Annotated in this window: 22 protein-coding genes; 14 read left to right on the forward strand and 8 right to left on the reverse strand. The window is 44.0% G+C overall.

Translation table 11 applies throughout. The features are described from left to right. Position 1 precedes the first annotated feature (1 nt). From U5K35_RS01660 to U5K35_RS01695, 8 genes are all read left to right on the forward strand, one after another. Positions 2-478, forward strand: coding sequence for a hydrogenase maturation protease (locus U5K35_RS01660; RefSeq protein ID WP_322569735.1), 477 nt, complete (start codon positions 2-4; stop codon positions 476-478). Positions 479-513: 35 nt separating this feature from the next. Further along, positions 514-741 carry a hypothetical protein gene (locus tag U5K35_RS01665; RefSeq protein WP_322569736.1) on the forward strand — a complete coding sequence of 76 codons (228 nt, stop codon included), beginning with the start codon at positions 514-516 and terminating at the stop codon, positions 739-741. Beyond that, the gene (locus U5K35_RS01670) at positions 734-1,096 is read left to right on the forward strand and encodes a hydrogenase maturation nickel metallochaperone HypA (RefSeq protein WP_322569737.1); all 363 of its coding nucleotides are present in this window, start codon (positions 734-736) and stop codon (positions 1,094-1,096) included. The genes U5K35_RS01665 and U5K35_RS01670 overlap by 8 nt, the downstream gene beginning before the upstream one ends. A gap of 10 nt (positions 1,097-1,106) precedes the next feature. Further along, entirely contained in the window at positions 1,107-1,988 is an 882-nt protein-coding gene (gene hypB / locus U5K35_RS01675) for a hydrogenase nickel incorporation protein HypB (RefSeq protein ID WP_322569738.1), read from the forward strand. A 15-nt stretch (positions 1,989-2,003) separates the two neighbouring features. Next, positions 2,004-4,277, forward strand: a complete 2,274-nt coding sequence (gene hypF, locus U5K35_RS01680; RefSeq protein WP_322569739.1) for a carbamoyltransferase HypF — start codon at positions 2,004-2,006, stop codon at positions 4,275-4,277. Positions 4,278-5,323: 1,046 nt separating this feature from the next. Then, positions 5,324-5,662 carry a DUF6249 domain-containing protein gene (locus tag U5K35_RS01685; protein WP_322569740.1) on the forward strand — a complete coding sequence of 113 codons (339 nt, stop codon included), beginning with the start codon at positions 5,324-5,326 and terminating at the stop codon, positions 5,660-5,662. A 7-nt stretch (positions 5,663-5,669) separates the two neighbouring features. After that, complete coding sequence (locus U5K35_RS01690) at positions 5,670-6,224, forward strand: sigma-70 family RNA polymerase sigma factor (protein WP_322569741.1); 555 nt, start codon at positions 5,670-5,672, stop codon at positions 6,222-6,224. A 5-nt stretch (positions 6,225-6,229) separates the two neighbouring features. Continuing rightward, entirely contained in the window at positions 6,230-6,598 is a 369-nt protein-coding gene (locus U5K35_RS01695; RefSeq protein WP_322569742.1) for a hypothetical protein, read from the forward strand. A 933-nt stretch (positions 6,599-7,531) separates the two neighbouring features. On the opposite strand, the gene U5K35_RS01700 is transcribed toward U5K35_RS01695, so the two are convergent. The 4 genes from U5K35_RS01700 to U5K35_RS01715 form a co-directional block, all read right to left on the reverse strand. Beyond that, positions 7,532-8,044 carry a low molecular weight protein-tyrosine-phosphatase gene (locus U5K35_RS01700; RefSeq protein WP_322569743.1) on the reverse strand — a complete coding sequence of 171 codons (513 nt, stop codon included), beginning with the start codon at positions 8,042-8,044 and terminating at the stop codon, positions 7,532-7,534. A gap of 492 nt (positions 8,045-8,536) precedes the next feature. After that, a complete protein-coding gene (locus U5K35_RS01705) occupies positions 8,537-8,884 on the reverse strand; it encodes a hypothetical protein (RefSeq protein WP_322569744.1) in 348 nt (115 codons plus the stop codon). A gap of 373 nt (positions 8,885-9,257) precedes the next feature. Continuing rightward, positions 9,258-10,436, reverse strand: coding sequence for an IS256 family transposase (locus U5K35_RS01710; protein ID WP_322569745.1), 1,179 nt, complete (start codon positions 10,434-10,436; stop codon positions 9,258-9,260). 1,394 nt (positions 10,437-11,830) lie between these two features. After that, positions 11,831-12,349 (reverse strand): hypothetical protein, encoded by a 519-nt coding sequence (locus tag U5K35_RS01715; RefSeq protein WP_322569746.1) that lies wholly within the window; start codon positions 12,347-12,349, stop codon positions 11,831-11,833. Positions 12,350-12,622: 273 nt separating this feature from the next. Here U5K35_RS01715 and ileS point away from each other — a divergent pair, with 273 nt between their 5' ends. The 4 genes from ileS (at position 12,623) to ggt (ending at position 18,821) form a co-directional block, all read left to right on the forward strand. After that, a complete protein-coding gene (ileS, locus tag U5K35_RS01720) occupies positions 12,623-15,793 on the forward strand; it encodes an isoleucine--tRNA ligase (RefSeq protein ID WP_322569747.1) in 3,171 nt (1,056 codons plus the stop codon). Positions 15,794-15,804: 11 nt separating this feature from the next. After that, positions 15,805-16,209, forward strand: a complete 405-nt coding sequence (locus U5K35_RS01725; RefSeq protein ID WP_322569748.1) for a TraR/DksA family transcriptional regulator — start codon at positions 15,805-15,807, stop codon at positions 16,207-16,209. A gap of 10 nt (positions 16,210-16,219) precedes the next feature. Next, entirely contained in the window at positions 16,220-16,828 is a 609-nt protein-coding gene (locus U5K35_RS01730; protein ID WP_322569749.1) for a signal peptidase II, read from the forward strand. Positions 16,829-17,240: 412 nt separating this feature from the next. Beyond that, positions 17,241-18,821 (forward strand): gamma-glutamyltransferase, encoded by a 1,581-nt coding sequence (ggt, locus tag U5K35_RS01735; RefSeq protein WP_322569750.1) that lies wholly within the window; start codon positions 17,241-17,243, stop codon positions 18,819-18,821. A 164-nt stretch (positions 18,822-18,985) separates the two neighbouring features. On the opposite strand, the gene ribB is transcribed toward ggt, so the two are convergent. The 4 genes from ribB to U5K35_RS01755 form a co-directional block, all read right to left on the reverse strand. Then, on the reverse strand, positions 18,986-20,209 hold the full coding sequence (ribB, locus tag U5K35_RS01740) for a 3,4-dihydroxy-2-butanone-4-phosphate synthase (protein ID WP_322569751.1): 1,224 nt from the start codon (positions 20,207-20,209) through the stop codon (positions 18,986-18,988). Positions 20,210-20,247: 38 nt separating this feature from the next. After that, complete coding sequence (gene yajC, locus U5K35_RS01745; protein ID WP_322569752.1) at positions 20,248-20,562, reverse strand: preprotein translocase subunit YajC; 315 nt, start codon at positions 20,560-20,562, stop codon at positions 20,248-20,250. Between the two features lie 125 nt (positions 20,563-20,687). Continuing rightward, positions 20,688-20,888: a DUF2892 domain-containing protein gene (locus U5K35_RS01750; protein WP_322569753.1), complete on the reverse strand. Its 201-nt coding sequence runs from the start codon at positions 20,886-20,888 to the stop codon at positions 20,688-20,690. 137 nt (positions 20,889-21,025) lie between these two features. After that, positions 21,026-21,820, reverse strand: a complete 795-nt coding sequence (locus U5K35_RS01755) for a GntR family transcriptional regulator (RefSeq protein ID WP_322569754.1) — start codon at positions 21,818-21,820, stop codon at positions 21,026-21,028. A gap of 338 nt (positions 21,821-22,158) precedes the next feature. Between U5K35_RS01755 and U5K35_RS19470 the strand changes: the two genes are divergently transcribed. After that, positions 22,159-22,383: a FeoA family protein gene (locus tag U5K35_RS19470; RefSeq protein WP_416221569.1), complete on the forward strand. Its 225-nt coding sequence runs from the start codon at positions 22,159-22,161 to the stop codon at positions 22,381-22,383. Positions 22,384-22,581: 198 nt separating this feature from the next. Further along, the gene (gene feoB / locus U5K35_RS01760) at positions 22,582-24,717 is read left to right on the forward strand and encodes a ferrous iron transport protein B (RefSeq protein WP_322569755.1); all 2,136 of its coding nucleotides are present in this window, start codon (positions 22,582-22,584) and stop codon (positions 24,715-24,717) included. Positions 24,718-24,793: the final 76 nt, after the last annotated feature.

A 24,793-nucleotide genomic window follows, 5' to 3' on the forward strand; every position in this document is an offset into this window, starting at 1 on the left:
CATGCGTACGTTATTGATCGGTATCGGAAATGGTTCACGCGGAGATGACGCATTGGGATGGCTTTTTTTGAATGATATTGAGGGAAAAGATCCCGGCAGATTTGACCTGGAGTATCGCTATCAGCTGCAAGTGGAAGATGCCGACATAATTAGTAAATATGAAAGGGTGCTCTTTGTGGATGCGACGGAAGAACTGATTCCGAAAGGTTATGCATTAAAAAAATGTGAGCCTGCACGTTCCTACTACTTTTCATCTCATCTACAGAGCCCGGAAGCGGTACTTTATCTGTGTGAGACGCTTTATCGGAAAACGCCGGAGGCCTATGTGTTGCCTATTAAAGGGTACAGATGGGAACTTGGTGAACCGTTGAGCAACAAAGCGTCAAATCACTTACAAAGAGCATTGGATTTATTTCGGTCGTCCGAACTATATAAACAAGCTCAAATTAAAGAAATTGAAACAGAAGAACTGTTTTGACCAGGATAGATACATCAACACAAAAAAATTAAATCATGAACTACTTTCGTAAAATATTTTTGACAGCCATACTGATAATCATCGTAAATCAGGCATCACTGTTTGCACATTCGGGTCATGGAGAAACTGCCGGACACTCATTGCTGCACTATCTAACTGAACCGATGCATGCAATCATATTGGGCACTGTTGTATTCTTGATTGCAACCAGCTGTACATGGCTGATATTTAGAATGAAAAAGAGGGTTAAAGCACGTGCATGAACTTTCGATCGTACTTAATATTGTCGAGATAGTGGAAAAAGAAGTGTTCAAAGCTGACGCAGAATCGGTTTCTGCCGTTGAGCTGGATATCGGCAAACTGAGTACAATCGAACCGGCGGCATTTGAGTTTGCCTGGAAACATGGAATTCGAGACAGTGTGCTTGAAAGGGCAGAGTTGAAAATAAACTACATTCAGGGCATGGGTAGGTGTAGCGAGTGCAATACACTCTTTGAAATGAATGCACTTTATGACTCTTGTCCGGAATGTGGATGTTATTTCTCCGAAATTATAGAAGGGAAGGAGATGAACATCAAAACGATACGGATTGAAGAGAGATTAAAATCTGAAAAGTAGAGGTAAAATTATGTGTATAACATGCGGATGCGGCACCGACAGTGCCCACATTGTAACTGAGAATCACGACCATTCCCACGGGAGTAACAAAGGGCATATGCATGCACACGCTCATCAGCATGCTCATGAAACAGCACACGGTCACCATCACCATGCTCATGAGTCGCGAGAGGGTCACGATCATTCACACTCACACACCAATAACGAGATGGGCCAACAGAACACCGGGAGCAGAATGATCCATCTCGAAAAAGATATTTTGCACGAAAATGCACTATTGGCTGCCAGAAACCGCGGTTACATAGATGCGAAAGGTATCCTGGCCATTAATTTGGTGAGTTCACCCGGTTCAGGAAAAACAATGTTATTGGAGCGCACGCTCACAGACCTGAAAGGAGAACTCTCGTTTGGAGTGATAGAGGGAGATCAGCAAACATCCATGGATGCGGATCGAATTGAAATGACCGGGTCAAAAGCGGTTCAAATCAACACAGGAAAAGGTTGCCACCTGGATGCACATATGGTGCTGCATGCAATCCAGGAGTTGAAGCCGGCAGAGAATAGCCTGCTGTTTATCGAAAATGTAGGAAACCTGGTATGTCCCTCAATGTTTGATTTGGGCGAAAATGAACGTGTTGTGATTATCAGCGTAACCGAGGGAGATGATAAACCACTCAAGTATCCCGATATGTTCCACACATCAGGAGTTTGTATCATTAACAAAATGGATCTGCTTCCCTATGTCCCGTTTGATTGCGACAAACTGATTGAAAACGCAAAAAAAATCAATCCGAACCTGATCTTTTTCCAGGTAAGCTGCACTACCGGAGATGGTCTCGATTCCTGGTACGACTGGCTCAGGGAGCGCTCTGCAGAGTTGAGAAACGGATGATACAACCGAAACCTTATGCCAACCTATCACCTACATTTTAAAGGAGTTGTTCAAGGGGTTGGTTTTCGGCCGTTCGTGCTGGACTCGGCGCGGTCAAGAGGGCTGAAAGGCCGGGTTAAAAACAGTGGAAAAGGGCTTGAGATCGTTATCACTGCGGATGAGGAATCGGTGCGATCTTATTATGACTATTTGGCTGAGCATGCACCGCCCCATTCACTGATTACCAGCCGTACTATTCGCAAAATAGCGGATCAACAATACGAAGATTTTCAAATTGAGGAGAGTTCAACCGGTAAAAAAACCGGGGCGCTTCTTCCGCCCGATATTGCGCTCTGCGATCGCTGCCGGGATGAAATGAAAGAAAAAACAAACCGGCGGTACAGATATGCTTTTACAACCTGCCTGAATTGCGGCCCCAGATATTCAATCATTCGAAAACTGCCATACGATCGCCCTCATACCACGATGGCGGAACTTGAGATGTGCCGGGATTGCCAAGCGGAATACGAAGAACCGGGAGCTATTCGACAGCACAGCCAAACCAATTCATGTCCGGCCTGTTCTATTCCGATAACTCTTTACGATTCACAGAAGAAGGTTGTGGAACGTGATCCGGAAAGAGTGATACAGTTTTGTACACAATCATTAAATGAGGGTCAGATATGGGCAGTAAAAGGAATCGGAGGGTATTTGCTGCTGGCAGATGCTACCCGTGAAAAGAGTGTACAAACGTTGCGGATCAGGAAAAAAAGACCTTCAAAGCCATTTGCGGTGATGTATCCGAATCTGAAATCCGTGAAGGATGATGCGTGGATAGGCCCAAATGAAGAGAAAGCACTGAACAGTGCAGATGCACCGGTTTTGCTGGCATTGCGAAAAGCAGAGCCGGCTTCAGGGCTATGCTGTGAGGCTGTGGCACCGGGACTCCAAACAATCGGGATTTTACTTCCCTACAGCCCGCTTTTTGAGCTGATACTTTCGGGTGTGAACCGCCCGCTGATTGCGACAAGTGCAAATCTGAGCGGGTCTCCCATTATTTATGATGATCAACAGGCATTGGATCATTTAGGATCCATTGCCGATTATATTCTGACATTTGACAGAGAGATCGTGACACCCCAAGACGATAGTGTTGTACAGTTAGCCAAAAATGGCGAAAGGATTATTTTGAGAAGGAGCCGTGGGTTGTCACCAAATTACACTCCGCATCCATTCAGAAAAATGGATAAACGGGTACTTGCGACAGGGGCAGATCTGAAAGGTGCTTTTGCAATTGCTGACCGTGAAAAATTAATTGTCAGCCAATATCTGGGAGATCAAGGGTCATACGATTCACAACTTGCTTATCAAGCTACATTGAAGCATGTTCAATCACTCTACTCATTTGAACCTGAGGTTGTTCTTGCAGATAGTCATCCGGCATATCATAGCAGAGCCTTGGCGGAGAAAGTTGCTGAAAAAGCAGATGTGAAATTGCATACGATTCAGCATCATAAAGCTCATTTTGCAGCCGTCCTCTCAGAAAATGGTCTTCTGAAAACGGACAAAGAAGTTCTCGGATTTATCTGGGATGGGACCGGATATGGAGATGATGGGCAGATTTGGGGAGGTGAAATCTTTAAAAAGGATCAGGGTGGGATCAAAAGAAAGCTGCATATGGATTACTTTCCGGTTTTAGCCGGAGATAAAATGAGCCTGGAGCCTCGGTTGTCTGCCATTTCGGTTTTTGCTGAAATTCCCGAAGCTGAGCCGATATTACGAGCTCAATTCAATGAAAAAGAGTGGGATTATTATCAAAAACTGCTTTCAGTTCCGGCAAAACTTAAAACTTCATCGATGGGCAGAATGATCGATGCGGTGGCAGCCATTTTGGGAATCAGTTCATATAACAGTTATGAGGCAGAAGCAGCTATAAAACTTGAAAGCAGAGCGAGAAACAGTCAGGGGCTCGATTCCGGTGATTATAAATTTGAGATTTGCGATGATATTATAAACTGGAAGCCGGCCTATATCGGTATCCTGGACGATATCCGGCAGGGCAGGAACATCGAATACATTGCCGGGGGCTTTTTTAACTCACTGGGGAAATTGGTTTTTCAGATAAGCCGGCAAGCAGGTGTAAAAGATCTGGCATTTAGCGGAGGGGTATTTCAAAATGTCGCGTTGGTTAATGCGTTGCTAAATCAAAAACCGGATGATACCCGGCTATGGTTTCACAAAAGTCTGAGTCCCAATGATGAAAATATACCGTTTGGCCAGGTTGCCTATTATGATCATTATTTGACATAATTGATCTCATGGAATTGGATGTTGGGGTATATATATTTTTACGACATTATCCTTTTTTGAATTGTGCATTCAGTTTCAAGAAATGTGAGTCATCAACTATAGACTTATCTCGTTCATCCAACAGATTTTCACAGATTCGTTTAACCACTTCAAAAAATCTTTTTTAAGAACGATGTATCCCGCAATTATAGGAATAGATGACTTTTTTTATTGTTGCCTGACCCGTCGTTTTCAAACGGAGTATAACCGCCTCAACACTGTTTGAAACTCCAAACGTCGCCCTCTGTTCGGCGGGGATTTAATCTGTAAACCTACTCCCCGGGGTTGAAACCCCGGGCTATAAGTGAGTCACCCCTACGGGGTTTTGGTTTTTAAATACTCCGACTACATTTGTTCAAAACTTAGAGTTCTTTTGCAAAACTTTGAAACCGCTACATTTGATTGGATAGTATGTTAAACCCAACTGCCTTCCATGTACTATGAAAAATTAAACAATATGGAAATTCGGATAGTCCTAAAAATTGATGATTATCGTTTTGCCAAGGATACAAATTTCGTCACATTGAGCGCAACGAAGCAGGGCGAAGTGAAGTCGAAATGTCCCCACAAATTAATTGTGTAAAGCAGGATGTTATCTCTATCACGAAGCCCAATGGCGTAGCCATGAATCCATATTATAGCCCGCCATTTCAATGGCGGGATTGTAAGATTAGATAAACACGAAAAGCCCTGTAAGGGCGACCCGCAAATATTCCGATTTTCTAAATATGGTGTCACAATGTGTATGATGTCTTTTATGTCACCATCCATCATCCTGTAGGGATGAAATATGGGTAGAAGAATTGCATCCCAAAATGTCCCCGTCGAATAGAGAATTGTTTAAAATCCATTCAGGATTGAGGCGGGCAAGGGAAAAGTTGTTTTTCATATGCCAGTATGAATTAAATCATCTAACAGAGAAAGTGATATTTAAAATAATTTGTAACCTTTTGCCTAAACTCTGCATCAAACAAGTGAATTTAAATTAAATAAAGGAGTCAGCAATTATGGGTCAGGTCATTTTTACTATCATCTTTCTCGCGTTTTTAACAGCCATTTTTTTGGCTTGGTATTTCACGCATAAATCCAGGGAAAGAGAGCGAATGCTTTTAATAGAAAAAGGACTTGAGGTCCCGGAAGACAAAGGAGGATGGAATTTCTCATTTCGTTTTCCGTGGTTAAGATTGGGTGTGTTAATTACAGCCATCTCAGTGGGTTTGATTATAGGAGGTATTTTAAACGAATTGACTGATATGCGGGATGAATTTATACCAATCATGATGCTTTTGTTTGGTGGAATTGGGATGATTGTTGCACATTATGTAGGCAAAAAGGATAACGGATAACTTGTAAATGCCAGATCGTTACGTAGAACGGGTATTAAATGGCGACAAAGAGGCATTTCGATTTATCATAAGGGAGTGTAAGGACGATGCATACAACCTGGCGATATCGATTTTAAAGGAGGAGTATGCCGCAAAGGAGGCCGTTCAGAGGGCATTTATAAAAGCATATGAAGGCTTAGATAAATTCAGGGGTGAAGCAGCATTCAGTACATGGTTTCACCGCATCGTGGTCAACGAGTCATATCAAATGATGCGAAGTCGAAAGCCGGACAGAAATCATCAGTTAAAAGAAAGTGAAATTAGTAACTCTGACAAGAATAAAACGGAACAAAAAATCGATGCGGATCACAAAGAATTCGTTGTCAGAAAAGCTTTGGGTCAATTAAGCTCCAATGAAAGCTTGGCGTTGAAGCTTTTTTATCTGCATGACTATAGCATTCATGAAATATGTGATATAACAGGTTGGTCAGATTCAAACGCAAAGGTGATACTGCACAGAGCGAGGAAAAGTATGAAAGCACAGCTGCTGCAAATCTATGATTTTAAAAAAGAGGAGCTCTAAGTCTGATGGAAGAAAATAGCAATGATAAGATCATGAAAGAGATTTTGACTAAAGCGAGCTCAGAAATGCCATTTCCGGACTTTGAGGATGAGTTGATGTCGAAGATAAACGAACTGGAAGTTGAAGAAAAAGCTGTTCAGGAGGGGTATCGCAGGGGAGTGGCTTTTTCCTGGGTCTTTTTTATAGTAGGCATCATCATCGGGGTAGTGCTAACACAGTTAATTCCGCAACTTAAAATTCCGGTGCAAGGTGTGGATTCAGAAGTCGTTCAGCTGATATTTCAAGTAGGATTTATTCTGTTCATACTGCTGCACTTTGAAAAACTGATGACTATGACCAGGGGAGGTCTTTTCAAGACGAAGAATCAGGTATAAAAGAGATGGATAAGTCTAAGCACGGAAGCACGAAGCAGACATGGTATTTTTACTGTTTATTCATTGCAAGTTTGAGCGATTTGGCTTTGTGTGTGGAATCAAAAAAATACCATGTCTTTTCAGTCTGAGTATTACCGCCTCTAATCTGCTTGATACTCCAAACGACCCCCTCTGTTCGGCGGAGGTTTAATTTGTAATCCAGCCCCGGGGTTGAAACCCCGGTAATTTTATCAGATCCCAACGGGAAAACAAGACTATTTGCGGGTCACCCCTACGGAGTTTTGGTTTTTTAATACTCTGAATTCATTTGCCCAAAACACAGAATGCTTCTTCAGAACTATGTGAATCTTCAAGAACAATCTTTGTTTTACTCGGGATACAGGTGTCGTCACGTTGAGCGCAACGAAGCAGAGCGGAGTGAAGTCGAAATGCTTCTGTAATTAAATGGTGAAAAGCACAACATGAGCTCGGCTACCAAGACCAATGGCGTAGCCATGAATCCACATTATAGCCCGCCATTTCAATGGCGGGATTGTAAGATTAGATAAACACGAAAAGCCCTGTAAGGGCGACCCACCCGCCGTTCCCTACCGCCAGTCGTCGGTTAGGCTACTCCGGCGCAAAAGAACGCCGCAAGGAGGGGAGCTCTTTGCTTAATTTAGTAAACCAAAAACAGGACAGTGCTTCTTATAAAAATACCATGTCACAGCCGCCTCCATTCATCATCCCATAGGGATGAAACATGGGTAGAAAAATCACAGTCAAAAAAATCCCGCCGATTAGAGAGATCTGTTTGAAGACCTATTCAGGGTAGAGGCGGTAATAGCAAAATTTGTTTTTTTAAGACGGATTTTTCCCGGATCAGGCGATCCGGGGTACAGTTATGAATCAGTTCCAATGCAGCCCCACCGAGTGAGGCGACTCAGGGCATAACTACTTCTCAATCCGCTCTTCCAGTTCATCCAGCAGATTTTCACAGCTCCTCTTTACAATTTCGAATACATTGTTAAATCCGTCCATGCCGCCGAAATAGGGGTCGGGGACTTCTGCGTTATCGTCCGACTGAGGATCAAACTCACGCATCAGCTTCACTTTATCGGAATAGGAACCGTTGCCGTCCAAAGCCAGAATGTTCTGGTAATTTTCCTGATCCATCGCCAGGATCAGGTCGAACTCGTCCAGGTCTTCCGACTCAAACCGTCGGGCACGCGATTTGAGCTCAACTCCCCGCTCGTTTGCCACTTTCTGCGCCTTGCTGTTGGCCGGCTCACCGATATGATAGGCGGAGGTTCCGGCCGAATCGATATAGAAATAGGGTTGGAGGCCGCGCTCGTTGACCAGGTGCTGCATAACGCCCTCGGCCGTGGGGCTGCGGCAGATATTGCCGAGACAGACGAAGACGATTTTGTAGGGATTTTCTTTGGTGATGGGGTTTAGCTCAGGCATAAAATGGTTTCTTTGGTTGATGCGGTTCTTTAGGCTGAAAAGATTGAGGGTTTGCGGGAGAGATTCAAGTTACCTTAGAAAATGATTGAGTATTAAGGTAAAAGATACTCGCCCTCACTGTAAATATTTCCAACTGATTTCATTTTTCGACCTAATTGAGATCATTTCCAGATCGCAGGATTTGGATGAGCCGCCGTCCGGTATGATGGGTCTCACGGGCCTGACTCAAGATGGATATTAGGTATTTAGATGTTGGTCGATTTAGTACTATGTCAAAACTTGGACGAACCGAATTTCCGTTATTTTTTCATCCACCTGATTATAGTCGAAAAGAAATGTTTGCAACTGAATTCGCGACATTTAGCCTTATCACGATGATTTGTCTCTAATTGCCCACGGTTTTCATAGGCCTCAGGAAAAAGAGGAGCTAATTTCGAAATGGAGTCACCCACGCGAAGTTCAACACTCTCGTACATTAAATAGGCACTATCATTAGTAATTTTGATTGAAGTACAGTTCAACTCCGTTTCCAACGCTTGTGTAGTTGATTTTTAATCCGTCGTACATAAAGCTGCAATAGGGTTCAATACCCATAAATGCATCTCCTTCCTTGCAATCTTCACTGATAGGTGAGCCTAAAGATTCTTTAAGAAATTCCCAATTACTATCAAGGTTAACAAGTTTAACGACAGTTATTTGGTTGTTGATCGAGAAATTTTTGAATTGGTCATAATTCATTTTCTCAGCTATCTGTGCATGGGCAAAGCCAATTGGTAAAAAAGTGAAAAACACTGCAATACAAATCTTCTTTAAATGGGTAATCAGCTTTGTGTTGTCCATGGATGCAATTTGTTAATGAGAGGAAGAAAATAGGTCAAGGACTCACAAAGTATACAATCTTCGTCACTAAATTATATTCTGGATCTATTTCCAAATTAATTCCAGCATCTTCTTGATAGCCAGTATTAATAATGATTCCATCAAACATAGAATAATAGTTCACCAAAATTCACTTTATATCTAAAGCTGAATGTTCTTTTGGACTTCATCTGGATTAATTCTGTAAACCCAAACCGCCCACCATTTATACCGCTGTTTTCCTGTGGAGCAATTCGAGGATTCTTAACAGGATTACCCACACAAGGCTCCGGATCTCCTCTTCATCAAGGCACTGTCCAAAAAAGTGTGTCTGGTCTCAGATCTCCTTATGGATCTATTGGATTGCATCTGGGAATAAAGTTTGGTCAAATTTAAAATTATAAATTGGATATTGGTAGGTCGTTTCTTCGGTGTCAATAGCCATTTTCCCTAACAGCAACAGGGCCGATTCAACCGACGGCAGCGCATTGCGAATTTTCAGACTCCTGCGAAATTTTTTATTCAGTCGTTCGATCCAGTTAGTGGTATAGATCATGGATTGGATTCGCCGGTCAAAATCCAGATAGGTAAAATAGTAGTCCATGTCTTCATCGCCAACCAGACGCTTGATCGCATCGTATTTTTTGCCCCATCGCCTGGCAAACTCGTTAAACTTCTCGAGAGCCTGTCTGCGGGTATAGTTGCGCTGTCCGGTCAAAAATACCTCCCTGAGATCCTCGGCTACAGCGTCCTTATCGGATGCTTTGACCTTGGTTTGAATGTTTCGCTTAAAATGCGTCACACATTTTTGATGACGGGCCGCAGGGAAAGCTTTATGGATAACCTGATCAAGCCCTGGTAGCCCGTCGGCGATGACCAGATCGGTCTGCGCAAGTCCTCTGTCCTTTAACGATTCCAGAAGCTCACTCCACCCAGAAGGGGATTCGCTGGGAAGGTTCGTTATGGCCAAAACCTCTCGCTGCATCTGTTCTGTAAGGCCCATCACGACGTAAAAGGCCTCACTGCTGACGTGTCCTCGGCGAACTTTCTTGTGAATGGCATCGACCAAGATCACCGGGTATCGCCCGGCCAGCGGGCGCTGCCGCCACTCGTGGATCTGTTCGCCCAGCTGTTGGGTAAAGTTGCTGATGGCTGAAGAGCTATAGGCTTGCCCATAGATCTTCTCAGTAATCTGGCCAACTTCGCTGGCGGAAAGTCCCTTTCCGTACAATTCAAAGCACAAACGGCGAACTTCCTCGTGCTGATCGCGCAGCATCGCCCAGAGCACAGGCTGGAACTTCCCTAACCGATCGCGGGGAATGCGCAGTGAGAGTTTTCGCCCGTGGCCGATGGCCTGGCCGGGACGATAGCCGTTGGCCTTGTTACCGGGACCGGAGGTGCTGGCCATCCAGTGAGTTCGTTCGATTTTCATGAGTCCGTTCAAAATAAGTTCTAAGAGTTCATTTAACCCTTCGTCTTTATTTAGAACGCTGTGAATAATATCTTGCAGTTGATCATCTTTTAGATCGATCATGAGGTCTCCTTCGTTTAGGTTTTAGGTTATAGATCAACCCAAAAGATCGGACAAGGAGACCTTTTTTGTAGCCACCCACCGGTGGGTGGCTACAACTCCCTCAGACACACAAATATGGATCCTTTTACCATCACGGATTCACAAAATATCGTATTTCCTGAATCTGTGTGCTCCTGGGTTGAAATAAATTCCAACGCCATCGAATTCATTCTCTAGGTGATCAAAAAATACTATATATTCTGTACTTGCCATCGGAACATGGCGTATTTTCAAATGTCGCAAATGCCTGTTTGAGACTGGCAAGTGAATCTCCCACGTTTACAGCATTGCCCTCGATTACGACTGGCCACTGGTCGTTGGTTATTGTAAGTTCGGGTAACATATGTTTGAACATCATACTGTGAATCCTATGCGGCTATCTCCATAGTTAGAGGTTATGCCTCTGTTCTCTCCAAGCTCATCTACTGAGCTGTAATTACACAAAAGCTGCTGATTTCAACTTGGGGTCCTGCATTAGTGGCATCTGGGTCTGTTCAATGGTTTCGCCGTTGAACGCCATCGACTTCATCATCGTCGCAGGTGATCAGTGTTTACCGTATATTCTTGGGCCTGAGCCATCGAGTGACATGTCGCAAAGCTGATTTGTACAATATCTTCCGTAAACTTTTTTGCTGCTGAGCATGTTGAAGTTGGGTTTATCTACTTTCAGCGCACCAAAAGAATCCTCTTTTTCGTCCCGGATTCACGGAATATCTGCTGCTCGTGCCCCTGTGTGTCTACTGTTAATGGGTTACGCCATAAAATTCGTTCTGAGGTATCAAAATCCGTGTCTAATATTACCTGCCACGGCATGTGTATTTCCGAAATCTTGTAAAGCTTTGCTTAAGATGACTGCTCTCCAACCGCATCTTCTACTGTGGTAAGGTTGTGAGTATCCTCATGTCGATATCTGTCGGATTATCTGTTACACGCCTACTGTTGTTTCAGTTCTGATCCTGTAGGCATTCCCGTAAATGAGAGACGCAGATCCATGTCATTCTGTATTGGATCAATACCCGGTGAATCAGTGGGGGGTAAGGTCGCATTCGGTTCCAATAATCAATAATAAACTCATGAATAGAGCTGTTCTAAAACTTTTTATAAAGCTTTCAGTGCTTCTGCAATTTAAAGTTAAACGCATGAGATAACAATATCTTGTTGATTTTGATAACAAGAGTATAAAGTGAGTAAAGTGTTACAATAAAGTTTAAATAGTTGTTTTATGCAGTCCTAAGCAAGTGTAGAATGAGTATTCATATTTGTTAAAGGTGCAGATTCAATACTCATCGCTAATCGGTAACGGAACAAAGCCTATAAAGAGGGGACGTAAAGGTCTAAATCATACATTCTATTTCTCATCTACTTCTTGTTGAAACGCCTGTAATTATGTTATTCTCATCAAACTCAATGTAGATATAACCTATGGATGGTTTCATTTCACTGCCAACTTCAACGCCAAAATAGATTACCATAGATTTATCAAACATGTTGGTAAAAGAGACCGGAAACATTGTATTTAATACATCGATTGAATCTCCAACTTTAAATTCATCACCCTTGTGTGTTAAGACAAAGCTCTGGTCTCTGATGTAAAAGCTCTCCAATGTATTGTCTAAAAATGAGAGCGTTGAATGATCGTACTTATACACATTGACCATTACATCATTTATTTCCCAATGCACCTGCTTTATATTTTCCGGGTCACCTAATACACCTGTAACTTCCTCTTTGGAATCGCCGAGGGTTATTGTCTGATTTAATTTCAGGTCATGGACGGAGATTAAATCGAAGTCACTATTTTGTGCTTTTCCGTTAACACTTATGAATAGAAAAATTGTGACAAATAGAAATAGTATTTTAAGGTGATGAATCATTATAGTTTCCTATTGAACTCTCAATTACAGAGTTTGTTATCAAAATCATCGTCTGTTTTGGTGCAGCTGTAAAATATAAAACTACTGATTTCTTTGTTTAACCTCCCTCCCATCACAAAACTTTAACCTGACTTTCTCCGTCTCTCCCTATATATTCACCCGCTTAAGAAAAACAGGTACAAATTTGGTTCTGCGCGAAGGTATATTCATTGCAAACCTTTTCGTATATTTAGTGCTTATATAAAATTTTCAGAATGAACGATATCGTTCAACATGGCTAAAAAATTCGACGAAGTTAAACAGCTCGCTTACCCAAAAGCGGAAGTGGAAATCCTCAACTGGTGGAAGGAGAACAAGATTTTTAAGAAAAGTCTGACTTCCCGCGAGGATGGAATTCCGTTCACGTTCTATGAGGGTCCTCCAACCGCAAACGGAAAGCCGGGGATTCACCACGTAATGGCGCGGACGGTTAAAGACCTCTTCTGCCGCTATAAAACACTGAAAGGTTTCCGCGTAGACCGCAAAGGCGGATGGGATACGCACGGGCTGCCGGTAGAGATTGAAATTGAAAAAGAATTGGGGCTCGAAGGGCGCTCTCAGGTGGAAGAATACGGCATGGCGGAATATAACGCCAAGTGCCGCGAGAGTGTGCTCAAATACAAGGATTTGTGGGATGAGCTCACCAACCGCATGGCTTATTGGGTGGATCTGGACGATCCATACGTCACATTTGAAAACGACTACATTGAGTCGGTTTGGTGGGCGTTTAAGCAGCTCTATGACAAAGGACTGGTGTATCAGGGATATAAAATTCAGTGGTATTCGCCGGGAAGCGGAACCGTACTGTCCTCACACGAGGTGAGCCTCGGGTATAAGGAGACGCAGGATCCGTCGATCTATGTGAAATTCCCGCTCGATGCCGACGAAAACGTCTTTTTCCTCGCCTGGACTACTACTCCATGGACTATTGTTTCCAACATGGCGCTGGCCGTGAATCCAAAGCTGGAGTATGTCAAAATCAAGGTGAGCGAGGGCGATCGCACCGAGTTCTATATTCTGGCTAAAGATTGCCTGGATGATGCCATCAATCACGATTATGAAATTGTTGAGAGCTACAAAGGCTCCGATCTGATCGGCTGGATCTACAAGCCCATTTTTGATTTCGCACTCGAGGAGTTTGATAAAGAAGACGCCTGGAGAGTGATTGAAGCAGATTATGTAACCACCGAAGAAGGTACAGGCGTGGTTCATACCGCTCCCGCTTTTGGTGCGGATGACTACACAACCTGCCAGGATGCCGGAATTCCGATGTTCAACCCGATTGATCAGGAAGGACGATTTACGGACCAGGCACCCGATTTTGCAGGACAGTGGTTCAAAGAGGCCGACAAAGAAATTAATCGCGCCATCAAGGATAAAAACCGCATGTATCATCACGAGGTGTACGTGCACAACTATCCGTTTGACTGGCGAAAAGGTACTCCGCTGATGTCTTACCCGGTGGAGTCGTGGTTTATCCGCACCACCGAAGTGAAGGATAAGATGGTGGAGCTGAACAAGGGAATTAACTGGAAGCCGGAGAGCACCGGAACCGGACGTTTTGGAACCTGGCTCGAAAATAATGTGGATTGGGCCGTTTCTCGTCAGCGCTACTGGGGGACACCGATTCCGCTCTGGGTGAGCGATAAGAATCCCGAGCATATTGAGTGCGTGGGAAGTGTTGAGGAACTGCGGAAGAAAGCGGGAATTTCCGATGATGTGGAGATTGACCTGCACCGTCCGCATATCGACGACTATACATGGGAAGGCCCCGACGGCGGAACCATGAGACGTATTCCGGACTTGCTGGATGTGTGGTTCGATTCCGGCTCGATGCCGTGGTCGCAATGGCACTACCCGTTTGAGAACAAGGATAAGTTTAAGGAGAATTTTCCGGCCGATTTTATCGCCGAAGGTGTGGATCAGACACGAGGCTGGTTCTATACGCTTCATGCGCTGGCAACCATGCTGTTTGATAAGCCCGCATATAAGAATGTGGTCTCCAACGGACTGGTTCTGGATGCCAACGGCGAGAAGATGAGTAAGTCGAAAGGCAACTCTGTGGATCCGTTTGAAGTGATTCAGAAGTACGGAGCCGATACCGTTCGCTGGTATATGATGAGCAACTCCTCTCCGTGGGAGAATCTCAAGTTCAGCGAAGAAGGTCTGCAGGAGACGCAGCGCAAGTTTTTTAACACCATTGTGAATACCTACTCATTCTTTGCGATGTATGCGAATATTGACGGGTTTACCTACTCCGGATCGCCGCTGCCAAAAACGGAGCGAACCGAAATGGACCGCTGGGTGATTTCAAGACTTAACACTACGGTTAAGTCTGTGGATGAATATCTGGATGAATATGAGCCTACCAAAGCGGCCCGCGAAGTGGAGCGTTATGTTGAGGAGCTGAGTAACTGGTATGTTCGCCGAAACCGTCGCCGTTTCTGGAAAGAGGGCAAGAGCCTGGATAAAACGGCCGCCTATCAAACACTGTATGAGTGCCTGGTGAGTTTGGCGAAGATTATCAGTCCGACTGCGCCATATCTCGGCGAATGGCTCTTTCAAAGATTGAATGAAGTGACCGGACAGGATGAAGAGTCGGTGCATCTTTCCTTCTACCCAACCGTGGAAGAGACAGCCATCGACAAACAGCTTGAGCGCCGTATGGATATCGCCCGAACCGTGAGCTCGATTGTGCTCCGTGTGCGAAATCAGATCGATATCAACGTGCGCCAGCCTCTGTCAAAAATCATTCTTCCGATAGATAAAGAAGAAAGAGCTGTGGTTGAAGCTGTAAAAGATATTATATTGGATGAGGTGAACGTTAAAAAAATTGAATTTGTAGACGATGATTCCGGTATTGTGAGCAAATCGGCCAAGCCGAACTTTCCTGTATTAGGGAAGCGACTTGGGAAAAAGATGAAGCCGGTTGCCGCCAGAATCCAGAATCTCTCTACAGACGAGATTACCGAATATGAGAATGAGGGCGTTATTGAACTCGAGCTTGAGGGTGGTGAAACGGTACGTATTTCATCCGGTGAGATTGAGATTCAGCGCTCCGGTTTGAAGGGATGGTCGGTTGAAACCGAAGACGGAATTACCGTTGCCGTGGATACGGAAATCACACCTGAACTTCAGAAAGAGGGACTCTCACGCGAATTTGTGAATCGAATTCAGAATATGCGTAAAGAGGCCGACTTTGATGTAACCGATCGTATTGTGATCGGGTTTTCCGGAAATGATGAAATTGCTGAGGCAGTTGAGGCTAACCGTGAAAACATCAAATCAGAAACCCTTGCAGAAGAAATTACCCCTGAACTACTTGACGTATCAGATTTTGTGAAATCCTGGGATATCGAAGACCGGGAATGTGAAATTTCGATACGGAGAACTACTAACAACTAATCATCAGTATTATGGCATCTTCAAAGGATTCCAAGACTTCGGAAAGAATCAGTCCCTATAATGACGAGGAACTACAGTACTTCCGGGAAATTATACTTAAAAAGCGAGACGAAGCTGAACAGGAGCTGAATGCCCTGCAAAGCACATTGCGTGAAAGCATGGAAAATTCTTCCGATGAGTCAGCTTACTCATTCCATATGGCGGATGCCGGTACGGATGCTCAGGAGCGTGAAAAGACGTATATGCTTTTCAACCGCACCAAGAAGTTTATCCGCTACCTGGATGACGCTTTGGTTCGGATCGACAATAAGACTTACGGCGTTTGCAAAGTTACCGGCAAAAAAATTGCCAAAGGCAGACTGGAAGCTGTCCCTCACACTCAGCTGAGTATCGAGGCTAAACTAAAACGCAGATAGAGTCTATATTTTGTCAGAAAAAGCAAAAAAGCTGCTCATATTTTCAATTCCGGCGGTTTTTGTTCTGATTATTGATCAGATAACAAAGCATATTGTTCGTACATCACCGGAGCTTCACAGGCTTGACCTGATTGAAGGGTGGCTCGCTTTTAACTTTACCAAAAATCCCGGTATGGCCATGGGTATGGACTGGCTTTCTACGCCGGCCATCAGCGTAATAGCCATTTCTGCCACGATCGGGATTGTCGGGTATATCGTTTATACGCTAAACCGTGCAAACTATGCCTACCTGGTCTGCATGGGTTTAATTATCGGCGGTGCTCTCGGCAACATCTACGATCGCATCTTTATGGGAATTGTCGGTGGTTATGGCGGGGTTCTGGATGGTCACGTTGTTGATTTTATTCACTTCTACCTGCAAATTGGAGACACCGCTGTTTTCCCATACATCTTCAATGTTGCGGATATAGCAATAACCACTTCAATTATTATTCTTCTTCTCTTTCATAAGTGGATTCTGCCTGAGGAAGAAAATGAAGAGAATGATCTGAAAACAGAAATAGAGCTGAACGAGACAGTAGAGGGAGCTTCAAAAATAGAGAGTACGGATCAGCAGTAGGATAGTGCCGAAAGGAAATTGGCAGTTGGCAGTTTTCAGTTGGCAAATCTCAAATCAAGGCTATTATCAGGGTACTGAGTACTGGATTTATGATAAGCTGAAAGAGACCTATATAGTCGCCGTACTTCAAGATGCTGTAAAAAAATGCTACAGCTTATCTTTTGATGTGAAGAGAATCACGTAAAAATGGAAAATTCCGTGCTTTTCCGTGATTCCGTGGCAAAATGGATTGATGGTCTATGTTCTCATCTGTTAACTTAAGTCTGAGTTGTTTTTCGGAGAAGCTAGCCTGAAGGGCCGGCGCCCGCTTTGGGGCTGCCTGATGGGTTGATTGGTTAATTTCATCGTGCGTTGCACGATGTTACTGACCGGCGCTCCTTTGGAGCTGTTCATATTAAAAATTAGAACAAATATGACGGGTATAAATAAGAAACAGACATCAGGCGCCATTGCTGCCGGACATCCTGAAACCGTGAAAGCGGCCGAGCAGATTCTCCGTGACGGAGGCAATGCCTATGATGCTGTGATTGCCGCACAACTGGCTGCTTTGGTCGCGGAACCGGTTCTTACCTCACTCGGCGGCGGTGGATTCATGATGGCAGAAACAGCTTCGGGAAGTCAGACCTTGTATGATTTTTTTGTCCAGACTCCCATGCACAAACGAGATTCCTCCCGGCTTAGCTTCTTTCCAATCACTGCAGATTTTGGCGAGGCCGAGCAGGAGTTTCATATCGGGCCGGGTTCTGTTGCAGTGCCGGGAATGGTGAAAGGCCTGTTTGAAATTCACAGAGATCTCTGCACACTGCCGATGAAAAGGCTTGCCGAGCCGGCTATTGAACTGGCGCGAAAAGGCGTGGAGATGAACTCTTTTCAATCCGGCATCTTTGATATCGTCACGCCGATCTATCGAGATTCGCCGGAGGCTAATCGTATTTTTAGGAGTTCACGAGAAGAGGGGCAACTGATACGCGAAGGTGAAGTTTTAAAGCAGCCGGATCTTGCGGAACTGTTGGAGCAGCTGATACTCGATGGAGAACATCTGTTCTACGAAGGGGAAATTGCCGAATCGATCTCCAGAATTTGCCGTGAAGATGGCGGACACCTGACCAGAGAGGATTTTGAAAACTATCGTGTCATTAAAAGAGATCCGTTAAAGATTAATTACCGGGGCAATGAAATTGCAATCAATCCTCCGCCGTCATCGGGCGGAATATTGGTTGGGTTTGCATTAAATTTGATGGAATCCGTCGATCCCGGGAAGTTTGAACCGGGAGATGAAGCCTGGCTTGATACGGTTGCATTTATACAACAGATGACAAACAGAGCGCGGATCGATGCATTTGTTGAAAATCCATCAGATGATCCCGCTATGAAACTAATGAATCCTGAATATTTGGAGATCTACAAAAAAGAGGTCAGGGAGAGAACGGCATCCTTTAGAGGCACCACTCATATCAGTGTTGTGGACAGGGATGGAAATATGGCCGGTATGACCTCCAGCAATGGGGAGGGAAGCGGAGTCATGATTCCCGGAACGGGTTTTATGTTTAACAACATGCTTGGGGAACAAGACCTGAATCCCGGTGGATTTCACTCATGGAAGCCGAATGAAAGAATGACGTCGATGATGGCGCCGGGAATTTTAAAATTAAAATCAGGTGCTCGTGTAGTTTTTGGTTCCGGTGGCTCAAACCGTATTCGCACAGCTACTTTTCAGGTACTTCTAAACCTGATAGATTTAAAAATGTCGCTGAAAGAGTCGATTGAAGCGCCAAGAGTTCACATAGAAGATAAACTGTTGCACGTGGAAAAGGGATACGGTACGAATCAATTGAAGAGACTTAAAAAAAACTATCCTAATCATAAAATCTGGAGTGAGAAGAACCTGTTTTTTGGAGGAGCACACTCGGTCAGCCGTGGTCCGGAAGGATATTCAGGCGCCGGTGATAAAAGACGGGGCGGCGTGGCAGTTGTGGTGTCAGATCAGGAGTAGGGAAAAATTGGCAGTTGGCAGTTTTCAGTCAGCAGTTGGCAGATGGTAAATATTGAACCAAATTCATTCCTGAAACCTGAAACCTGAAACCTGAAACCTGAAACCTGAAACCTGAAACCTGCTGCGTGTTTTTCGCAGTCCCGAGAATTCGGGAAAACTTGAAATCACTCCAGCATCAGTTTTTTCAGAAACCCTTCTTTCGACTGTGGCTTGTCGAGTTTTTCTTCGGGGTGATCCGTATCAAGATGATCGAGCGGTATGGCAACCTCGCCAACCATTTCCAGGCCAAAACTTTTCAGCCCAACCCGTTTCACCGGATTGTTAGTAAGCAGCCGGAGCTTTCGAATTCCGAGCATATGCAGTATTTGGGCGCCCACACCGTAATCCCGTGAGTCCATTTTTGAACCCAGTTTTGAACGAATCTGGTCTTTGCTGAGTCCGTCATCCTGCAATCGTATCGCGGTAATTTGATCAACAATATTAAATTCGCGGCTCATCTGATCCATATACAAAACAACGCCGTGGTCCGACTTGGCAACCATCTTCATGCTTTCGTGCAGCAGGCCGGTTTTGTCGCTTCGCTTGCTTCCGAAAATATCAGCCAGCGGATTTGCAGAGTGAACCCGAACCAAAACGGGATCCTCTTTTGTCCATTCACCTTTTGTAAAGGCCAGATGATGCTCGCCGGTCAGCTTTTCTTCGAAAACGTGCAGGTCGAAATCGCCGTGGATAGTTGGCATATCTACAGTGAGCACTTTTTTGATGAGTGACTCATGCTTCATCCGGTAGGCAATCAAATCCTTGATTGTTACCAGCTTCATATCAAACTTTTTGGAGAGCTTGATCAGTTCAGGCAGACGGGCCATCTCGCCGTCATCATGCATAATTTCGCAGATAATTCCGGCAGGTGCACAATCGGCCAGCCGGGCAAAATCAACAGCCGCCTCCGTATGGCCGGCTCGTCTCAATACGCCACCCTCAACACTGATTAGCGGAAAAACATGACCGGGCCGTCGAAAATCTGAGGGATGAGCTTTTGGGTTGATCATCTCTTTGATCGTATTTGCGCGGTCGGGTGCAGAAATACCTGTAGTCGTTAATTTCTTGTGATCAACAGATATTGTAAAAGCGGCTTCATCAGGATCAGCGCCCTCGGTAACCATGTACTCTAAGTTCAGCTCATGAGCCCGGTGGCGGGTAATCGGCACGCAGACAAGCCCCCGGCCATGCTTCACCATAATATTGATGGATTCCGGGGTGACTTTATCAGCCGCCATCAGGAAGTCTCCCTCATTTTCGCGGTCTTCATCATCAACAACGATGATCATTTTTCCCGCACGGATATCCTCAATAGCTTCTTCTATAGTATGAAAAGGAGACTGACTCATGGTAGATCTGTTTTCCGGATGGCCCGGTTAAAGAAATATTACTTCTTATTCGGGTTTACATCCGTAATTGAACTTTTTTGGAATCGGGCTTTTACACCGCTGTCAATTTCCAATAAAACGGTTTCGTCTTCGATAGAGTTTACAACACCGAACATGCCGCCTCCGGTAACAACTTTATCGCCTTTTTTCATCTCACTGACTTTCTTCTGAATCTCTTTCTGTCGCTTACTTTGCGGACGAATGATAAAGAAGTAGAAAACAAAAAACAGGGCTCCCAAAAAGAGAAGGTTGAGCATGGCTCCATCGCCGCCTTCAGGTGATCCCATCAGGAAAAAAACTTGCAAAAATGTCATATCAAAGTTGATTAGTAGATTAATAATTCAGCTTTGTAAGATACACTTTTTCCCATGGGTGAGCAATTCACACTGAAGGTGTAACCGGATTTATCAATCAACGAATTGAAATGTGCAGCAAACAGCTATCCTTTCTTCGTTGACAAGCCAAAGGGAAGATAAAGAGGGCATGTGCCCACCAGGCTTGTTAAAATAAAAACAGCGGCCAAGATGCCGAGGATGATAGCGGCAGTTCCTGATATTTGTCCGGTAAAATAGAGTATAGCCACAACCAGTGCGATGACTACTCTCAGTCCGCGATCGATGTTACCCATGTTCTTTTTCATAATAAGTCTCCGTAGTTAATTGTTGATTAGATAATCGATTCCAAAACCGATGGCGCTTATTATCAAAATGCAGATAACACAAACCGCAATGAATTTCAATATTTTAGAATCGCGGATAGCCATTGCAATGGAATGATTTAGTTGGATGAGTGGAATACAGGTACGAACTCTTTGAGCGGCAGTGGATCAGACTTGGATGTGTCATTCTTTCCGCGCTCCAGAGTCATTTCGTATTTAACCTGATCATTTCGGTAGTAACGCTTTTGATAATAGATTGGTTTTTCACCGATTGTATAGGTGATTCGATCTATCAAAAAAAGTGGAGTATTGACCGGAACGTCCAATGCCTGGGATAGTTCATCATCTGCTGACGTTGCCGACATTCTGTAACAACCCTTGGTCACCTCAATATCATAGTCATCTTCAAGAATTGAGTAGATGGTCTTCTCCTTCAAGGCTTCCTCCGAAAGAAGCTGTCCGTAAAAGATTGGAAGCCAGGAGGTGTCAAACGCAATAGGCTCGCCATCACCAAGTCGAAGCCGGTCTACCTGAAGCACTTTGATGTTCTCTTCAATGTTGAGGCGCTCAGCCAGCCATTTGGGCGCAGTGATTACTTCAAATCGTTTTACAATGGAAGAGGCTTCAAGGCCGGCCTTTTTCATGTCTTCGTTGAAATCGGTCAGCTTAACCAGGTTATGCTTTTTACGGTCGTCATTCACAAAAGAGCCGAGCCCCTGACAGCGATAGATGATTTCGTCATTCTCCAGAGACTGGAGTGAACGACGGATCGTAACGCGGCTGACATCGAACTTTTTAGCAAGGTCATTTTCAGACGGTAATTTCTCATCCGGCTGATAAGCACCTTTCTCTATTTGTTCCACCAGCCACTGAGTAATTTGCGCATGGCGCGGTATTCCTTGCTTTAAAGTCATATCTAATTGATTTCTGTTGATACATGCTGTACTTAAATGTACTGCATACATAAACACTTGTCAATACAAGTATTGTTTTCTGATAAAATAAGTCATGAGCTGAAAATTAATTTCACAACTGTGTAAAATAAAAGCGGATTTTAATGAAGGTATTGAGACGCAGACAGTACGACTATTTTCATTATCATTAGTTGTTGTTTTTTGAACATAAAGCATTTTCAATACTCAACAGGGTATTAACTGTGGCGATTGATTGATACCGAAGCCGGCTTCACTGCCAATTCATATTTATTTGGTTAATTTAGATTAGATATAAATAGCAAATAATCTAAATCCGGATGAAGCTCAAACCGATCAATAGTGCAAAAAAAGGCGAAAGAGTTTCCATACAATGCTTGCGCTGTGGGCACGAGGACAATTGCCAGTTACAGGCACTGGGATGTATTGAAGGCGCAATGGGGGAAATTCTCTCAAACCATTCAAGGGTTATACTGAAAATTGGTGAAACCCGATTAGCTATCAGCGAAAATATGGCTAAATCTATCCTGATAAATCCTCAGTGAGAAGGTGAGAAATGCCAAATAAATATTACCATAATTGAGACAGGTATAATAAACTGCGATGGTTGAGTCCAAGAATAGATCCGGGTACATCCTTATCCGTGTCCAAAAATTTACTTTCCGATGTATCACAGGATGTAAAACCATAGATAGTTTACCTGATAGAATTACCGGTTCAAATGCATTGATGAGGGACGTTGATTGATAGTAAGATCATTAAACATAGCTTTAGTTGGAAATCCTAACACCGGAAAATCCACTGTTTTTAACGGGCTTACCGGATTAAAGCAGAAGATTGGAAACTACCCTGGAATTACGGTAGAGCGGAAGTCAGGTTTTACACACATTGGAGAATATAAACACCGTGTTATTGACCTCCCCGGAACGTACAGCCTGCACAGTCAAAAATTTGATGAGCGAGTAACTCGAGAAACTCTGACCGGAGAGTTTGAGCACGAAGAAAAACCGGATCTGGTTCTGGCGATTGCTGATGCCGGTAACCTGGATCGCAATATGTTTTTGGTTACTCAGGTATTGGACCTGGGCCTTCCTGTTATTTTAGTTTTAAATATGATGGATGTGGCAGAATCAAAAGGCATTTCCATCCAAACCAAACAACTGGAAAAAACGCTCGGTATCCCTGTTGTAGCTATTTCCGCTACAGAAAAAAGCGGTGTGCAGCAGGTTAAAGAAGCCATAGAGAAAATAGATTTACAAGCTCCAGAGCCTTTACAGTGGGAACCCGATCCTGTTTTGGTTAAGGCTATAGAATCAGTAAAAAAAGAGTGGATAAAGCCCTTCACAGAACTTCCTGAAAAAGCCCACACAATTGAAGCGTTGCGGTTAATCAGCAATTACGATGAAGAGTCGGGTGAAGCGGAGAAGAGTGATGAGGCCGTAAAAAAAGCTCATGAAATCATAGAGAGAGCGGGTAAAAACCCGGCTGCTCTTGAAGTGATGAACAGGTATGATTTCATTGAAAAATCTATAGGTTCGGTTAAAGAGCAAAAAATTGCAGATAAAGTATCTCTGACCGACCGCATTGATTCTGTGGTTACTCACAAAGTTTTTGGTCCGCTTACGTTTTTGATGCTTCTCCTCTTAATGTTTCAGGCGATATTTACCTGGGCAACACCGTTCATGGACATGATAGACCTGCTTTTTGTTTCCACAGGGAGCTGGCTTTCAGCAAATTTACCCGAAGGGATGCTCACCGATTTATTGGTTGAAGGGGTGATTGCCGGTCTTGGAGGCGTGGTTATTTTTTTGCCGCAGATTGTTTTTCTGTTCTTTTTTATATCCATACTTGAAAGCAGTGGATATATGGCTCGCGCTGCGTTTATTATGGATGGGTTTATGTCAAAAATCGGCTTGCATGGTCGATCTGTTGTGCCGCTGGTCTCCGGTTTTGCCTGTGCAATTCCTGGAATTATGGCGACCCGGAATATTGAAAGCCAACGAGCAAGAATTATTACCATCATGGTGCTGCCATTTATGTCGTGCTCGGCACGGCTTCCGGTTTATGCACTGCTGATTGCGGCTTTTATCCCTCAGACCAGCGTTGTCGGGTTTATAAATTTACAGGGGCTCACATTTTTCGGGCTGTACTTTTTCGGAATTATTGTAGCCGTTATCGCGGCGCTGGTGATGAATAAATTCCTGATTAAGGGTAGGAACAGTCCTTTTATCATGGAATTGCCCGATTATAAAATGCCGAAATGGTCGAATGTGTTTCAAAATGTTTTTGATAGAGGCAAAGCGTTTGTAACCGAAGCCGGAAAAATTATTATCGCCATATCGATTTTACTCTGGTTTCTTGCATCATTTCCACGGAATGAAGTCCCTGCGCAACAGTCTGTGAATAATGTTGAAGAAGTGACAACATCCACAGAAGCCGGAGTGGTTGAAAGTGATGATAGCCAGTTGATAAACAGCTACGCCGGGAAATTCGGACACTTTATTGAACCGGCAATTAAACCTCTTGGCTTCGATTGGAAGATAGGAATTGGCCTTATTACCTCATTTGCAGCACGGGAGGTAATGGTGGGAACACTAAATACCATCTACAGCATTGAAGGGGAGGGCGGTGAAATCACGACTTTAAAACAGAAGCTGATTAATGATACAGACCGTGAAACCGGTGAGCCTGTATATTCTACCGCCACGGCTCTTTCATTAATGGTATTTTTTGCTCTTGCCATGCAGTGTATGAGCACGCTTGCAATTGTGAGGCGGGAAACCAATTCATGGAAATGGGCTCTGATCATGTTATTCTATATGACCGGCCTTGCCTATGTCTGTTCATTTATTACCTATCAAACGGCCATTTTATTTTGATAGAAATCCAATCAATAATTGCGCTCTCATTTCTTTTCATCAGCACAGGCTATTTGATTCGCAAAGGAGTCCGCGG

The sequence above is a fragment of the Rhodohalobacter sp. genome (genome assembly GCF_034521535.1).
In the GTDB taxonomy this organism is placed as follows: domain Bacteria; phylum Bacteroidota; class Rhodothermia; order Balneolales; family Balneolaceae; genus Rhodohalobacter.

What these genes read in the sequence shown, in the direction of transcription:
- U5K35_RS19470 (WP_416221569.1), top strand. Translation starts at nt 22,159, where the DNA reads ATGAAGCTCAAACCGATCAATAGTGCAAAAAAAGGCGAAAGAGTTTCC.
- U5K35_RS01725 (WP_322569748.1), top strand. Translation starts at nt 15,805, where the DNA reads ATGGCATCTTCAAAGGATTCCAAGACTTCGGAAAGAATCAGTCCCTAT.
- ggt (WP_322569750.1), top strand. Translation starts at nt 17,241, where the DNA reads ATGACGGGTATAAATAAGAAACAGACATCAGGCGCCATTGCTGCCGGA.
- U5K35_RS01750 (WP_322569753.1), bottom strand. Translation starts at nt 20,888, where the DNA reads ATGAAAAAGAACATGGGTAACATCGATCGCGGACTGAGAGTAGTCATC.
- ribB (WP_322569751.1), bottom strand. Translation starts at nt 20,209, where the DNA reads ATGAGTCAGTCTCCTTTTCATACTATAGAAGAAGCTATTGAGGATATC.
- ileS (WP_322569747.1), top strand. Translation starts at nt 12,623, where the DNA reads ATGGCTAAAAAATTCGACGAAGTTAAACAGCTCGCTTACCCAAAAGCG.
- U5K35_RS01710 (WP_322569745.1), bottom strand. Translation starts at nt 10,436, where the DNA reads ATGATCGATCTAAAAGATGATCAACTGCAAGATATTATTCACAGCGTT.
- U5K35_RS01685 (WP_322569740.1), top strand. Translation starts at nt 5,324, where the DNA reads ATGGGTCAGGTCATTTTTACTATCATCTTTCTCGCGTTTTTAACAGCC.
- U5K35_RS01660 (WP_322569735.1), top strand. Translation starts at nt 2, where the DNA reads ATGCGTACGTTATTGATCGGTATCGGAAATGGTTCACGCGGAGATGAC.
- U5K35_RS01690 (WP_322569741.1), top strand. Translation starts at nt 5,670, where the DNA reads ATGCCAGATCGTTACGTAGAACGGGTATTAAATGGCGACAAAGAGGCA.
- U5K35_RS01705 (WP_322569744.1), bottom strand. Translation starts at nt 8,884, where the DNA reads ATGGACAACACAAAGCTGATTACCCATTTAAAGAAGATTTGTATTGCA.
- U5K35_RS01695 (WP_322569742.1), top strand. Translation starts at nt 6,230, where the DNA reads ATGGAAGAAAATAGCAATGATAAGATCATGAAAGAGATTTTGACTAAA.
- U5K35_RS01755 (WP_322569754.1), bottom strand. Translation starts at nt 21,820, where the DNA reads ATGACTTTAAAGCAAGGAATACCGCGCCATGCGCAAATTACTCAGTGG.
- U5K35_RS01665 (WP_322569736.1), top strand. Translation starts at nt 514, where the DNA reads ATGAACTACTTTCGTAAAATATTTTTGACAGCCATACTGATAATCATC.
- yajC (WP_322569752.1), bottom strand. Translation starts at nt 20,562, where the DNA reads ATGACATTTTTGCAAGTTTTTTTCCTGATGGGATCACCTGAAGGCGGC.
- U5K35_RS01700 (WP_322569743.1), bottom strand. Translation starts at nt 8,044, where the DNA reads ATGCCTGAGCTAAACCCCATCACCAAAGAAAATCCCTACAAAATCGTC.
- hypB (WP_322569738.1), top strand. Translation starts at nt 1,107, where the DNA reads ATGTGTATAACATGCGGATGCGGCACCGACAGTGCCCACATTGTAACT.
- hypF (WP_322569739.1), top strand. Translation starts at nt 2,004, where the DNA reads ATGCCAACCTATCACCTACATTTTAAAGGAGTTGTTCAAGGGGTTGGT.
- U5K35_RS01715 (WP_322569746.1), bottom strand. Translation starts at nt 12,349, where the DNA reads ATGATTCATCACCTTAAAATACTATTTCTATTTGTCACAATTTTTCTA.